The sequence below is a fragment of the Sphingomonas sp. genome (genome assembly GCF_029239295.1).
Taxonomy (GTDB): domain Bacteria; phylum Pseudomonadota; class Alphaproteobacteria; order Sphingomonadales; family Sphingomonadaceae; genus Sphingomonas.
The window spans coordinates 1-13,367 of record NZ_JAQZBC010000018.1; the positions used below are offsets into that span (position 1 = coordinate 1).

Consider the following 13,367-nt stretch of genomic DNA (forward strand, 5'->3'; position numbering starts at 1 on the left):
GATGGTCACCGTCGCGCCGGGCTCACCCGTGCCGGTGACGCTGGCACCGTCGGGCGCCACAGCAGCGGTCGGCGCATCCGGCGCGGTCATGTCCGGAGCGGTAGCCATCACCGGTTCCGACGCATTGCCGCTGCCATCCGTCTGCGCGACCACGATCGTCTCGCCATCGAGCAGCGGCGGATCGAGCGTTACGGTGAAACTGCCATCGGGCCCGACAGTCACGCTGCCGATCAAGTTCCCGGCCTCGTCGCGCACTTCGACGGTGGCACCTGGCTCGCCGGTGCCGGTAACAACGCTGCCGTCCTCCGCGATCGTGACAGCGGGTACGGCTGGCGGGGTCGTATCAGGCGCGGTGAGCGTCACCGGTGGCGAGACATTGCCCGCCGCATCGGCCTGAGTCACCGTGATCGCGCCGCCATTCGCCTGCACTGGAGAGAGTGGGACGATGACATTGCCGCTCGCATCGACCACGCCAGTCCCGATCACCGCACCGCTCGCATCGCGCACCGTCACCGTCGCGCCGGGCTCTCCCGTGCCGGTCACGCTTGCCCCGTCGGGGGCGATCGCCACTGCCGGCGCCGCCGGCGCAGTCAGATCCGGCGCAGTGACCGCGGCGGGAGGCGAAACATTGTTGGCGGCATCGGTCTGCGTGACGCTCAGACGCTCGCCATTGGTCTGCGCCCGGTCGAGCGCAACCGAATAGCTGCCGTCTGCCGCCACAGTGCCGCGGCCGATGACCTGCCCCTGGGCATCGCGCACCTGCAGGGTAGCGCCTGCTTCGCCGCGGCCGCTCACCGCGGTGCCGGTTGCATTAATCGTTGCCGTCGGCGCTGCAGGCGGCTGCGTGTCCGCGCCATTGCCCGGCGCCGTACCCCCACCGCTTCCCGAATTGCCGCTCGAGCCACCGGAACCGCCACCAACTGCCGCGGCTATCCCGCCGGCACCCAGCACGCCGAGCAGGATCGGGGCGATCGAGCTGCCGCCCCCGCCCGCGGCGCCTGCCGCCAGTTCGCTCGCGTCCTGAAGTTCCGTGAACCGGGGCCCGTCGCGGCCAAGCTGCGCCAGCCATTGCGTGCTGTCCGCGTCAGTGAGCACGACATCGCTGAGCGGCTGCCCCGCCTCGTCGAAATAATCAGCGATGCGGATTTCGCGGCCATCGGTCAGGCGAAGCACCAGGTCGTCGCCCTCGCGCGTCATGTTGGCGACTTGCGAGCGGTCGATCCGCAGGCGGACGACGCTGGGCTCGCGAAGGATGATGGCCTCGATCGGCACCACCGTGCTCGTGCCGGTTGCCTTGTTGACGAGCTCCGCAGTTCCGAGGGCCTGTGCCTGCATGTCCCACCTCTCCTGATACCGGCCGCTTGAGCGGCGCTTTTCAGTGGAGTTGACGGACTGGTCGCCGGATCCCTCCACCGGACATTGCTATCAAACGGTCAAAGGCGGATCGAACGGCATCAACTCCGGAAACGGAGCAAATCCTGCTCGTCAACCGGCCGGAAAGTTTCCGAATGTTGCTGGAACTGCCGCGCTAGGCAGGGTTGTGCCGCGGGTCGTTGTACCTCGGGAGGTTCCCGACAACGGACGCCAAACGCGCTTGGTCTTGAGGTCGGAGGCGACACGCACTGCTGCGTATGGCGGCGCTTGATGAGCCAAACCGGGCGCTGCGATGCTACGGGCAGATTGGCGGTCTCGAGTCGGCTCTATTCGCAGGGCAGCGAACAATAACGAGTCGGCCGATCAGATGTGATCGGCCGGCCATTTTCGTCTCAGATCGTATTCCTCACTCTGCTGCGACGGCATCGCTCTGGGCTTGATCCCAGCCCATTAGCACCTCGTAGTTGCGCCGGTAGAAATGATCCTTCGCATTCTCATCGAGGTCACCCATCGACTTTTCGAACTTGCCGATTGGGTCGCGCGTCCCCTCGGGATGCGGATAGTCTGACGTGAACAGGAACAGTTCCGGTCCCGCGTCCTTGATCATGATGCCGACATCCTCGTCCGGGAACGGCGACACCTTGATCGCGCGCCGCACATATTCGGAAGGCGACAGATCCATCTGCTGCAAACTAGGGTCGGTCTTCTTGAACGACTTGTATCCGTGGTCCAACTGGCGGAGGAAGTCGGGCATCCAGCCCGCGCCCGCCTCGAGAACCGCTCCGCGCAGCTTCGGGTGACGCTGAAAAACGCCGTCATAGACCATCGCCGTCAGGAACATCTGGGGCGCGTACCAGAGCGTAAGGTAGTCCGGGAAACGCAGGTTCTCGCCGCCGCCGTGGAGATCCGGCGCGCGCTGACGGCCATTGTTGTGATAGGCCGACGGCTGCTTCATCGTGCCCGGGCCGATATGGATCATGAACGGCAGGTCGTGATCGGTCAGCTTCTGCCAGAACGGGTCATAATCCGGGTGCCCCGGCGAGCGTTCGTTGCCGGGCGGGTTTGAACCCACCATTACCGCCCCTGCCCCAAGCGCAATCGCTTTCTCCAGGATGTCGAGTGCCAGCGCCGGATCGTCGAGCGGGGTGAACGCGACGAAGATCATGCGCTTGTCGGCGCTGCAGAAATCAGCCTGCGCCTGATTCAGGGCATGGACCGCCTTGTACAGGCTCGGGATATCCTTGGCACGCTTGACCAAGCCCAAGCCATAGGTCGGGAACACCAGCTGGCTCTTGAAGCCGAGCCAGTCGAGCGCCTTCACCCGCTCTTCCTTATCGAACGCGCCATAACCGCCCCAGCCCTTCGCGCCGGAGATGATGTTGTCGCGCGCAGCCGCGTCCTTCTCGGCGTCGATCTTGCGCTGACGCGCGTCGTCAATGATGCCCAGGATGCGCTTGCCCGGATCCGGCGTGCCGTACAGCTGCCCCAGCTGCTCCTTCAGATCATCGTCCAGATAGGGCGCGAGCCACTCGTTGGTCTCCATCGTGTGGGCGTCAGCATCATGGATGATGCGGCCTTTCGAATAGGTCATGGCAAATCCTCTTCTCGCGTCAGGTCAGCTTTCGCAAATCGACATGCTCACGAACGCTGTAGCCCCGATATGGAATCGATCTGGTGCGTGAGTCAAATGGTATATGGCGGCGTTGCACGCGGCGCGGGCGCCGGCGCCTGCTGAGCCGTAAGTCGGAAGCGCCGGAACTGTCGATGGCCTTGGCGGATCGGAAGAGCGGGTGTTCAAATGAGCGCACGGCTTATAATTGGAGTGCCAGTCAGGAGACCGCATGGCTGATCCCTTGTCACCGAATGCGACACCCTGCATGGCTGCACCCCCTTCAAGGCTGACGAATGACGAACCCGACCCGCAGCTCGCGCGCGGAAGCGCGCCCCCCTCGCAAGAAAGCCTCCGACCGTGTTGCGGAGATGCTCGACATCGTTGACGCGACGCTGAACGCCAGCCGCACCGCAAACTTCTCCATGAAGGATATCGGGACCGCGGCGGGAGCGAGCCGCGCCCTGGTCTACGCCTATTTCGATGATCAGTGTCAGCTGCTGGACGCCGTGCTTGATCGCCATGTCGAGCTGTTGTGCGCCGCCGGGCTGGACGCGACCGTGGCACGTGGAACGTTGACTGACCGCTGCGTGGCGGCCGGCGCAATCTATCTTCGCCACGTTGCACGGCATGGAATGGCCCTAGAGATTGTGTTGCGGGAGAAGCCGGTGGCACGGCATCTGTCCGGCCGGGCGCGTCCGTTCCGCGCCGCGATTTTACGGCGCCTTGCCACCCTCGCAGCCAAGGAATTGGCCATGAGCTCAAACGAGGCAGTCACGTTCGTTCAGCTGCTGGCAGTAATCCCGGGTGACGCCGGACGGCTGGTCTACGAAGGCACGCTGTCACTGGAAGACGGGCTGGAACTGAACGACCGCCTGGTGGCCGCCAGCATCGATTCGCTCCGACCCGCCTCGACACCTTTGTCGCCCGCGGTCGAGCCGCTTCCTCAGCCGTAGTCCGGCTGGGACGCGGGCGCATTGCTGCGCGCGCCGGCGATCACGATCGGCAGGCAGAGGCGTTCTGCCGTGGCGAAGCTGATCTTGCCGGCGGCGAGCAGGCCGCCCGCCCGCAAGCAGATCGCCGTCAGGACCGCGTTCGTCCCCCTCGCCCTCGCTTCGGAGATTCCGTAGCGCGCGACCATTGAATCGAGCACCGGCTGGCGTGCCGCCCGCGCCATGGATGCGCGCTCCCCCCGCAGCGCCTCACGCACACCGGGCACCGTCAGCAGCGCCTGGAGCAAGGGGCCGCGCGCCTGAGCGTCATGCAGATAGTTGATCGTCGACAATACTACGCGTGTCAGTGGGTTCGTGCCCCGGGATACGGCACCCCTGCGGCTCGCCTCGACCTGAGCGACTTCGCGGCGCGTCAGCTCCACGAGGAGATCGATCCGCTTGGCAAAGCAGTTATGCGCTTGCGCCTCACTGATCCCGATGTCGCGGGCAAGGCGCTTCATCGTCACTTCCTGCGGCCCTTCGGCAACGACAATATCGGCAGCCGCGGCCAGCAATTGCGCCCGCCGGTCGTCGAGCGACAGACGCGTCCGATCGCGGCGCGGCTGCGGCCGCTCGCTCAGGATGATCTCCTCGTCAACGCCCGCTGGCGCAGGAGGCAGCTGCGGACGCAGCGCGGCGCGCTCCTCCGGCTGCAGTAACCAGTAACTGCGCTTGGGCCGGGGAACATCGAGGCGGTCGCACAGTTTGGCGAGGCCGTTGGCGCTCATCCCGATTTCGCTCGCCGCCCGGGTGAGCGGGGCGTCCCATACCCGCTCCAGCAATGACGCGCGGGTAATACTGCTGACATGATCGGCGCGGCGCATTGTGAACTGGTGTCACAGCGCGCCGCGCATCGCAATGAAGACACCGATATTCGGGCCGATGTTCGTTTGGCTTAGAAGCGGCTTTCCAGTTTCAGACCCAAGTGGCGGAACGAATCCGGGCTGAAGAACTGGATGGAACCGCTGGGGTTGATCGCCGGCGTCGGAGACGGGCTAAGGTTTGCGGCCCACACCTTGTTCAGAATGTTGCTGCCGTAAAGCGACAGACGCCAACGATTGTCGTCGGCGCCAACGCCGATCTGTCCGCCCAAGAGGCCATAGCCCTCCTGACGGGTGAGCGGATTGTTAGTGGCCGAATAATAGACGCTCGTGCGGTGGGACCAATCGGCATTTACGAAGCCGGTGAAGTTTCCGAACAGTGCCTTGGGCTCCCATCCGGTGCGCGCGTAATATTGGAACTTGGGCGCGTTATCGACCTGATTGCCGCGGACGTTGACGAGCCCGCCGACGCACCCGGGCTGCGGCACGGTGGCTGTCGGATTGGTCGGGGTCGGCGCGTAGATCGTATAGCAGGAGACGCCGGGGAAGTTACCGAACTTCGCCTTCAGATACGTACCGCCGAAGTCGAAGAAGACATCCTTGATCGGACGCGTCCCGATCGCGAATTCTACGCCGCGGACGAAGACCTCACCCGCATTGGCGATGCGCGACACGAACTGACCGTTCTGCGGCTGCGACACCTGCGCCTGGAAATTCTCGTAGCGTGTTCGAAACGCCGCAATGTTGAAGGTGACCCGCCGATCGAAGAGATCGCCCTTCGCGCCTACTTCCAGCGAATAGGGGATTTCCGGGGCGATCCGCTGATCGGTGGTATTATTGATGACGTTGTTGGGCAGGATGGACAGGCCGCTGAACCCCGGGCCTTTATAGCCGCGCGACCAGGTGCCGTAGACCATGATGTCAGGGGTGACCTCCGCCTTCAGCGTTGCCCGATAGGAGAAATTCTCCGCGTCATTCGATTGCCGGATCGCATCGAAGCAATTGGGGTAAGCGGGAAGCGTGGCCTGACGCACGCAGGGCGTTACATAAGGCCCATCATAGCCGATGTAGCCGGTCGAGGGGATGCCCGCCGCGGGATAGCCGAAGCGCAGCGGGAGGCTGGGATCCAGGAACGAGCCTGAGCGGAACAGCAGCTGGAGCCGATCGATAGTATAACGCCCGCCCAATTGCAGCTCGATGCGATCCGTGAGGTGCAGGTTCGCCTGGCCGAATGCCGCGTAATTGTTGTTGGTGACGACGGAACGGCTCGCGCTGGTCTGCCGCACAGAATTGGCTGGCAATGCCGTCGGTGCCAGCCCCGGCGAGTTCGGGAAATAGCCTGTCGTCCCGATGATGCCGTCGTTCTTCGACCAGTAATAATAAAGGCCGGCGACGAAATCGACGAACCCGCCGGTGGGCGAAGTTATACGGCTTTCCGCGCTGAAGTTCTGGTTCCGGGTATCGCCGCCATTGCTGTTGACGTAGTTATAGTCGATGAAGTCGGCATCGTAGAAGTTGCGCTTGTGGCTCTTCCGGTAGGCGACGATAGTCGTCCATCCGTAATCACCGAGGCTCACGTCGGAGGTCAAGGACGCTCCCCCGGCGCGGCCGAAACCATCGCCGCGGCCGTCCACCGCGATGTTGAAGTTCTTGGGGCCCGCAACGATCCCGTACTTTGCGTTGACGATCGCGGCTGCGCTGCCCGACCAAGGCACTGTGCGCAAAACCTGCTGGCAACAGAATTCGTCGCTGAAATTGTAGTCCGCGGCTAGCAGCAGCGACACGTCGGACGACGGCTCCCACCGGATTTTCGCCGTCACGCCATTATTGTCGATCGCGTTCAGGCTTTCCTTCAGGACAGGGCTGTAGACCCAACCATCCAGATGATTGTGGACGGCGGCAACCCGAACCGCCAGATTATCCGTGATCGGCGCGTTCAGGATCGCCTGGATGATCCTCTCGTTGTTCTCGCCCAGCGAGATTCGCGCCTGCGCCTCGACTTTGTCGAAGCTTGGCTTGTTCGTGTAGATCGCGACGACGCCGGACGACGCATTCTTGCCGAACAGCATGCCCTGCGGGCCGCGCAGGATCTCGACGCGTTCAACGTCAGTCAACGACTGCAGCGCCGATGGATCGCCGAACACCACGCCGTCGACCACCGTCGACACGCTTTGTTCGATTCCCGTCGAAAAGCTGGAAGTGCCGATCCCGCGGATCGAGAATGCCGACGAACCCGATCCAGTGCTGACGCGGAAATTGAGGCTGGGGTCGATCGTCTTCAGGCTCTGAAGATTGACGATGTTCTGCCGGTCGAGCTGCTCGCCTGACGTTGCGGACACAGCAATTGGCACATCATTCAGACGCTCGGCACGACGCGTCGCCGTGACGATGATGTCACCCCCGGCCACCGCACTATCCTGCCGTAGCGACTGTGTCTCGGGCGCAGGTCCCGCTTGGCTCGGCGCGGCGTCTGGCTGCGGATCGCTGGCAACCGCCACAGCTGCGTCACTCGACGCCTGTGCCAGCGCATGTGGCGACGCCAGGATGGCCGCTGCGGCCACACCTGCTGCAAGTGCAGCACGCTGCTGAAAACGAAACGCCATCCGGTGTCCTCCTCCCGATCAATTGGCCCGCTATCGCGGTGCTCGGCCGCCCTGCTGCCTTTGACTGGTGCGCACGTCAATTTATTTTCGCGCCTGCCATCGTAAATTAGTTCGGGCGGCTTCTGTAAGCCGATCGTTTGAGTTCGCAATCCCGGGATTGTAAAGCGCATGTTCCAAACGTACTGGTGCGCAGATCAAACGCATAAGCGTTGTTGGAGAGATCAATGGGGCAGACTGACGAGCAGCTTGCGACGGAACGGAACGGCTCGCTCCCGGCTGTCGACCTGGCGGCCTGTGCGGCCCTGGCTCAGCGTGGCTTGCTCTTCTCCTATTGGGCCCGTCGCCAGCCCGAACTGACGGCCATTCACTCCGCCCGGGGGGACCGGACGTTCGGCGAACTCAATGCGAATGCGAACCGTGTTCTCGCCGTGATGCGACAGTGCGGGCTCTCCACAGGATCCCGTGTCGCTGTCCTGTGCGGCAACATCCCGGAATTCGTCGAGGTGATGCTTGCCTGCCAGCGCGGCGGCTTGCGGTTCACTCCCATCAACTGGCATCTCGCCCCCGACGAAATCGCCTATATCGTCCGGGATTCCAGGGCGGACGCTCTCGTCATCGACGCTCCGTTTGCCGAAAAGCTCTCCTCGACCGATCTCTCGGCGCTTGGGTGCCGCCTCTCCGTTGGAGAGACGACGCCCGGTTTCCGCTCCTACGCTTCGGCTCTGGGGGAACATTCGGGCACGGACCCAGTGGATGCCGCGCCCGGCGGTACCATGCTCTACACCTCGGGTACTACCGGGCGTCCAAAGGGGGTCATAAAACCCGCCGGTCCGCCCATGATGCCGCTGCGGGAAGGGTCCACGTTCGGCTACCGCGACGGCGACGTGAACCTGCTGTGCGGTCCCGCCTATCACGGCGGACCAATGGCGTTCGACCTGCTCTTCCCGCTCTCATCCGGTGCCGCGATCGTGATGATGGAGCGGTTCGAGCCAGAGAATGCGCTGGAATTGATCGCAACTCACCGTGTCACTCACACCCACATGGTCGCTACCATGTTCCAGCGCCTGCTGGCGCTGCCGGAGCAGGCGCGAGGGCGGCATGACCTCTCCAGCCTGCGCATGCTCATTCACGGCGCCGCGCCAACGCCGCCAGCGGTCAAACGGGCGATGATCGACTGGCTGGGACCAATCCTCTGGGAATATTACGCCGCGACCGAAATCGCGACGCGGATCAACATCACGTCCGAGGAATGGCTCCGCAAGCCAGGCAGCGTCGGCAAGCTGCCGATCGAGTCCGGCGCCACCATCCTCGACGACGAGGACGCACCCTGCCCTGTTGGCGTGACCGGCCGGATATGCTTTCCGAACACCAACCTTTCCGCGCGCTACCACAACGCGCCCGACAAGAACGGCGAAGTGTTCGGCGGGGCGTACTTCACGATTGGCGACATTGGGTACGTCGATGAGGACGGCTATCTGTTTCTTACGGGCCGATCCGCCGAAACGATCATCTCTGGCGGGGTAAACATCTACCCGCAGGAGGTGGATAACGTCCTGATGCTTCACCCGGCAGTGCAGCAGAGCTGCACGGTGGGGGTGCCGGATGACGAATGGGGAGAGGCTGTTCGCGGCGTGGTCGCCCTGGCTCCGGGTTATGCGCCTTCTCCCGCCATCGAAAACGAGTTGATCGAGTTCGCACGCGGCCGCGTCGCGCATTACAAGGTGCCGCGGCGCATCGACTTTGTTGGCGCGATCGCGGAATCGGCCGCGGGCAAGGTCCTGCGCAGCCACGTCCGTGACCAATATTGGCGCGAAAATGACCGCGCCATCTGATCCGAAAAATCCACCCTTCTTTCAGCCACGTTCGGTGCCCGCTCCGGGCATGCGGCACCATCGGGGATTCTAGCGACCATGGCCTCCAGAACGATTGCGCAGCCACTCACAAGGGATCGCGCGGGGACGCTCGCGCCGGGCGAGGGCGCGGCATCGGCACCGCCGCTCAGCCGCTCTCTGCGTACCAGCTATGCCGTTGGCGCTGTCGCCAACGGGGTGAAGAACGTATCCTTCTCCGCCTATCTGATGTTCTTCTACAATCAGGTGGTCGGGGTGCCCGCGGCTATCGTGTCAGTAGCTTTGGCGCTGACACTCATCATCGATGCGTTCGCGGATCCGTTCTTGGGGCGTTGGTCTGATGTGACCCGCACCCGGTGGGGCCGCAGACATCCCTTCATCTACGTGTCCGCCGTGCCAACCGCGTTGTTCTTCATTCTGGTATGGCTACCGCCGAGCGGGCTCTCCAACGCTCAGATCGGCATATGGGTCTTCGTCACGGCAATGCTCACCCGTGTCTCAATCAGCGCGTTCGAGATCAACACCCAAGCGATGACGGCCGAATTGACGGACGACTATGGCGAGCGGACGCGCTTGTTCTCGCTGCGGTACTGGTTCCTCTACATCGGGCAATATGGCTTCAGCGCGGTCGCGCTGCTGGTATTCTTCGCGGCCTCGCCTGAATATCCGCGCGGACAGCTGAACCCACAAAGCTATGTCGGCTTTGCGTGGCTCGGCGGGGGGATGATCCTCCTGTCGATGCTCACCTGCGGCTTGGGGACGCACAAGCGCATCCCCTATCTGCGCCAGGCTGAAACGCGCACCGGGCCGATCTCGGCCAAGACCCACTTCCGGGAAATATTCGCGGCTTTTGGCAACCGCGCATTTCTCGCGATCTTCGGCTTCGGCGTGTTCAAGTTCACCGCCATCGGCCTGTATGCGGCGACCGCGCTATATTTTAATACTTACCTGTTCGGGCTGACGTCGGCGCAACTCGCGCTGCTTACACTCGACAGCGTGGTGGCTGCGACCATCGCAGCGCCGCTCGCGCCGATCATGTCACGCCTTTTGGGCAAGCGCGCCAGCTCGATGATCTTTGCGGTCCTCGGGGTCGCGCTCAGCCTCTCGCCGCTAGTGCTTTCCTACTTCGATATGTTCTTCGCTCGCGGCGACGCCCGGCTGCTGCCCACGCTCTTCGCGATTGGTGCAGTGTACGGCGCGATGGTGGCGATCTCGCTGATCAACACCTCATCGATGCTGGCCGACGTCGTCGAGGACAGCGCCGTCCGCACCGGCCGGTATGAAGCCGGCACGTTCTTCGCCGCCGCCAGCTTCATGCAGCAGTGCTCGACGGCAATCGGACTGGCCGTCAACGGCGTAATCCTGACGTGGGCAAGCTTCCCGGCCAAGGTGAAGACCGATCAGGTGACCGATGCCATGATGGACAGTTTGATCGTCCACTATGTGCCGGTTTCCTTCGGACTATGGGCCACCGGCTGTGCGATGCTGGTATTCTACCCGATCACTCAGGAACGCCATCAGCGGAACGTCGAAGCGCTACGGGCGCGGCGCGCGGAATCGCTTGCTCAAGAGGGCACGCTGGACGGCTGAGACTCCTCCGACGCCGAACCCCGGGCTCAAGGAAACGCGGACCCCAATCAGTCCAGCCCGCGAAACAGACCGCTGGCGGACACCCCGATAAGCTGCGCCGCGGCGGATCACCTTGATCGATCCGCCGTGAGCGTCGCTGTCGAACCTGACGCCGCACCGCTGCCGCCACCTGACGTCGGCGGGCGAAACATCAGCCGCTATTTCCGCTTCTTCTCTTCCTTCGACGTCGGCGGCGGGACCACCGGTGCGACCTTGCAGCCGCGTTCGCTGGCGAGCCCGCGCAGATAGCCGCGGCGCGCGATGCCGGCGGTCACGGCCGCCTCCAGGCGACGCTCCGCCGGGCCGGCGCCGCTGATCTCGCGCACCAGGCCACGGAACGGGATCAGCGAGTTGACGATCGTCCGCCCGACTTCCTCTGCGATCTTGCCCGCGCGGTCCTCGTTGGTTTGCGCGCCGACGGTGAAATCCTGGCCCAGCACCGCGTTCAATTCGCCCAGCGCGACGTTGATGCTGCGGCAGCTGCGCGAAGGCAGCGGGGCATAGGGATTTTCCACCGCCGTTTGCAGGACGGGCGGGATCTTCTCCTTCTCGATCCCGACGTCGCGCACGGGCTGCCGGACGATGTTACCCGCCTTGTCCATGGTGGAAGGCGCCTCCTGCGCGAACGCCGCACCGGACAACAAAAAGGGCAGCAGGATGCCCATAGCGGCGGTCTTCATCATGTCCTCCAATGTGCTCGCCGGAAGCGACGAAAACTGGTCTGTCCGCCGGCGGTCAGCGTTGCTCAAAGCCAATATTATCTGCGCGATGGCGGTTGCCGCCCCGCTTCGCTGATGCGCCTGTGCGGCGCCGCTGTCGATGCGAAACATGGCGGTGCTGCCCGCGCCATCCGGGCAGGCGTCAAAGCTCGGTAAATCACCCCGACGGGGGTTCGGCCATGCGGCGGCATGAAATACGGCCCCCGCCCACCTAGATGGGAGCCGCTCCTCCACCAACTAACGCCAAAGGACGATCCCTTGCCCACGCGCGACGCTGTTTTCCCCGCCAATCGCCACGCCCTGTATGACGAGCATCGCTATTCCGCGGCGATCCGATCCGGTGACCTCCTCTTTGTCTCGGGCCAGGTCGGCAGCCGCGACGATGGCTCGCCCGAGCCGGTGTTCGAGGACCAGGTCCGCCGCGCCTTCGCCAACCTTGACGCCGTCCTTCAGGCGGCGGGCTGCACCTTCGCCGATGTGGTCGATGTCACCACCTTCCACACCGATCCGGAGGCGTAGTTCGAAACGGTCATGAAGGTGCGCAACGCCGCGATCGGCGAACCGCCCTACCCCAATTGGACCGCCGTCGGTGTAAACTGGCTTGCGGGTTTCGATTTCGAGATCAAGGTCATCGCCCGGATTCCGTCCGCCGCCGCCTGACGGCCAGGCGCACACGCCGGGACGGAGGGTCAGCGATGCTGCAATATGGTCGAAACCTGCGCATCCTCTCGATGGGCTATGCCGCGCTGGCGGGCGCGGTGGATGCGATCGGCTTCCTGAAATCGGGCGGCCTGTTCGTGTCTTTCATGAGCGGCAATTCGACCCGGCTGGCGATCGGCTTCGCGCAATCGCTGACGGTCGCCGCCGCGGCAAGCGCGCTCATCGCCTTGTTCGTCACTGGGGTGATTCTCAACGTCCTCGTCAGTGAAAGCGCGCCGGCCACCCATCGAAAGCTCGTGGCGACGCTCAGCGTCGCGGCCTTGCTCCTGACCGGAGCCGTCATCGATGGCATGGGCCATGAACGGGTCGCGATCGGCTGCCTCTGCCTCGCCATGGGCGGTGCCAACGCGATCTTCCGACGGGAGGGAGAGGTCGGCATCGGCGTCACCTACATGACCGGTACGCTGGTGAAGCTGGGGCACCGGCTGGCCGATGTCCTGCGCGGCTCCGGCGATCGTCAGTGGCTATCCTATTTGCTGCTCTGGCTCTCGCTCGTCGTCGGCGGGATCGCCGGCGCGCGGGCGTTCATCTGGTCCCCCCACGCCAGCCTGTGGTGCGTCGCCGGCGCGGCGCTCATCCTCTCCAGCCTCACCTGGTGGCTGATGAACGACGCGGCCCGCGCGGCGCGGTGAAAGCGTCGGCGCGCGAGCGTCCATGATGGACGAACGTCCGGTCCTCATTCGTCTATTTCCAGATCATCGATTGTCATGGGAAGCAGGCCGCGGAGGAGCAGATGCGCCGCGAGGTTCGGGCGTCCTCGCGCTCCCGTCTTGAGATAAACATTGCTGATGTGCGCATCGATCGTCGCGGGTGACAGCCCAAGCAATCCTGCGATCTCCTTGGCCGTCCATCCTTGCAGGACGAGGCGGCAAACCTCCGCCTCGCGAGCCGTCAGTCTCACCTTCTTCTGTGGCATTCCCATCTTTCCTGAACCTGTTGAAGATCCAGGGGCGAACCGACCCTCCACTCGCTGACCGACGCCTCGGCGCGTCCGCAATTTCCGTCTTGTGCGCAGCGTCAGAAGCAGCACTGGCGAGGCGACTTGGCGGC

General features: G+C 64.0%; 12 protein-coding genes. 6 read left to right on the forward strand and 6 right to left on the reverse strand.

Annotated features, from left to right (window positions below):
* Nucleotides 1–1,335: Ig-like domain-containing protein (locus tag K0S66_RS14660; RefSeq protein ID WP_301076209.1), on the reverse strand; the 1,335-nt coding region annotated here is incomplete at its 3' end.
* A gap of 445 nt (nt 1,336–1,780) precedes the next feature.
* Nucleotides 1,781–2,965, reverse strand: a complete 1,185-nt coding sequence (locus K0S66_RS14665; protein WP_301076210.1) for an amidohydrolase family protein — start codon at nt 2,963–2,965, stop codon at nt 1,781–1,783.
* A gap of 314 nt (nt 2,966–3,279) precedes the next feature.
* Between K0S66_RS14665 and K0S66_RS14670 the strand changes: the two genes are divergently transcribed.
* Nucleotides 3,280–3,939: a TetR/AcrR family transcriptional regulator gene (locus tag K0S66_RS14670; RefSeq protein ID WP_301076211.1), complete on the forward strand. Its 660-nt coding sequence runs from the start codon at nt 3,280–3,282 to the stop codon at nt 3,937–3,939.
* Here K0S66_RS14670 and K0S66_RS14675 read toward each other — a convergent pair.
* Together K0S66_RS14675 and K0S66_RS14680 are read right to left on the reverse strand one after the other, a co-directional pair.
* Nucleotides 3,930–4,799 (reverse strand): TetR/AcrR family transcriptional regulator, encoded by an 870-nt coding sequence (locus K0S66_RS14675; protein ID WP_301076212.1) that lies wholly within the window; start codon nt 4,797–4,799, stop codon nt 3,930–3,932. The genes K0S66_RS14670 and K0S66_RS14675 overlap by 10 nt on opposite strands.
* Before the next feature lie 71 nt (nt 4,800–4,870).
* Nucleotides 4,871–7,399 carry a TonB-dependent receptor gene (locus K0S66_RS14680; RefSeq protein WP_301076213.1) on the reverse strand — a complete coding sequence of 843 codons (2,529 nt, stop codon included), beginning with the start codon at nt 7,397–7,399 and terminating at the stop codon, nt 4,871–4,873.
* 224 nt (nt 7,400–7,623) lie between these two features.
* Here K0S66_RS14680 and K0S66_RS14685 point away from each other — a divergent pair, with 224 nt between their 5' ends.
* Both K0S66_RS14685 and K0S66_RS14690 read left to right on the forward strand, forming a co-directional pair.
* Complete coding sequence (locus K0S66_RS14685; RefSeq protein WP_301076214.1) at nt 7,624–9,231, forward strand: AMP-binding protein; 1,608 nt, start codon at nt 7,624–7,626, stop codon at nt 9,229–9,231.
* Between the two features lie 78 nt (nt 9,232–9,309).
* A complete protein-coding gene (locus K0S66_RS14690) occupies nt 9,310–10,839 on the forward strand; it encodes an MFS transporter (protein ID WP_301076215.1) in 1,530 nt (509 codons plus the stop codon).
* 197 nt (nt 10,840–11,036) lie between these two features.
* On the opposite strand, the gene K0S66_RS14695 is transcribed toward K0S66_RS14690, so the two are convergent.
* Nucleotides 11,037–11,543 carry a hypothetical protein gene (locus K0S66_RS14695; RefSeq protein ID WP_301076258.1) on the reverse strand — a complete coding sequence of 169 codons (507 nt, stop codon included), beginning with the start codon at nt 11,541–11,543 and terminating at the stop codon, nt 11,037–11,039.
* 312 nt (nt 11,544–11,855) lie between these two features.
* On the opposite strand from K0S66_RS14695, the gene K0S66_RS14700 reads away from it, so the two are divergent.
* The 3 genes from K0S66_RS14700 to K0S66_RS14710 are packed head-to-tail and all read left to right on the forward strand — an operon-like array spanning nt 11,856 to nt 12,949.
* Nucleotides 11,856–12,116 carry a Rid family hydrolase gene (locus K0S66_RS14700; RefSeq protein WP_301076216.1) on the forward strand — a complete coding sequence of 87 codons (261 nt, stop codon included), beginning with the start codon at nt 11,856–11,858 and terminating at the stop codon, nt 12,114–12,116.
* 12 nt (nt 12,117–12,128) lie between these two features.
* Nucleotides 12,129–12,257, forward strand: coding sequence for a hypothetical protein (locus K0S66_RS14705; protein WP_301076217.1), 129 nt, complete (start codon nt 12,129–12,131; stop codon nt 12,255–12,257).
* 35 nt (nt 12,258–12,292) lie between these two features.
* Nucleotides 12,293–12,949, forward strand: coding sequence for a YoaK family protein (locus K0S66_RS14710; protein WP_301076218.1), 657 nt, complete (start codon nt 12,293–12,295; stop codon nt 12,947–12,949).
* A 44-nt stretch (nt 12,950–12,993) separates the two neighbouring features.
* Here K0S66_RS14710 and K0S66_RS14715 read toward each other — a convergent pair whose 3' ends face one another.
* Nucleotides 12,994–13,233: a helix-turn-helix transcriptional regulator gene (locus K0S66_RS14715; protein WP_301076219.1), complete on the reverse strand. Its 240-nt coding sequence runs from the start codon at nt 13,231–13,233 to the stop codon at nt 12,994–12,996.
* Nucleotides 13,234–13,367: the final 134 nt, after the last annotated feature.